1 protein-coding gene is annotated in these 724 nt (G+C 37.4%); it reads left to right on the top strand.

Annotated elements, in window-relative coordinates; all coding sequences use genetic code 11:
* Positions 1 to 71: 71 nt before the first annotated feature.
* The coding region (locus DHL47_RS13215) for a transposase (protein ID WP_209552185.1) at positions 72 to 724 on the top strand (653 nt) is incomplete at its 3' end.

The raw sequence follows: 724 nt of genomic DNA, 5'->3' as shown, positions 1-724 counted from the left end.
AGCATAACCCCTTCAAAATCGTGTATACTAAAAGTGCAAAATCCAACACACACGATCAGAAAGGTTATGCCATGTCTAGTTTACCACAAAATCCTCAACTTCGTAGCTCTATTTCAACATTTTTCAAAGAAATTTCTTTGACCGCCTTTCTCTCTGGTCCTTTGTTGGTGATTCTTCATTTCTTGCTTTCTAGTATCTTTTCAAATCGTTCCCCATATCAATTCTTGAAAGAGATGGAAGAAAAACCTTTTTCACAGAAAACTTTCCATAATCGTCTCTCAAATCCTAAGGTTAATTGGCGAGAGCTTCTGCTAAAAGTTTCAAAGAACTTGATTTCTAGCCTTTCTCCTCTTACCAGTGATAGCCGAAAAACTGTTTTTATCATCGATGATTCAATCTATCCTCGTGCTCGTTCTAAAAAAGTAGAACTTCTAAGCAAACAGTTTGATCATGCCAAAAAAATTTATGTTAATGGCTTTCGCTTCCTTAATCTGGGTTGGAGTGATGGGAATACTTTTTTACCCGTTTCCTTTGGTCTACTCGGGGGCAAGGAAAGTCAACTGGAAAACGTAGATAGAAGAACCTTATCAGGTAAGCGTAAAGCAGAAGCAGTTACACCTGCAACGGAGGTAACCATAAATCTTCTTAAAGAAGCGATAAACAAGGGAGTCAAAGCTGATTATGTTCTCTTTGATTCTTGGTTTTCTAGTCCCAAAATGTTTAC

Origin of the sequence: Streptococcus panodentis, from assembly GCF_017884005.1 — a bacterium.
GTDB lineage: Bacteria > Bacillota > Bacilli > Lactobacillales > Streptococcaceae > Streptococcus > Streptococcus panodentis.
This window is presented reverse-complemented; position numbering and strand designations above follow the sequence as displayed.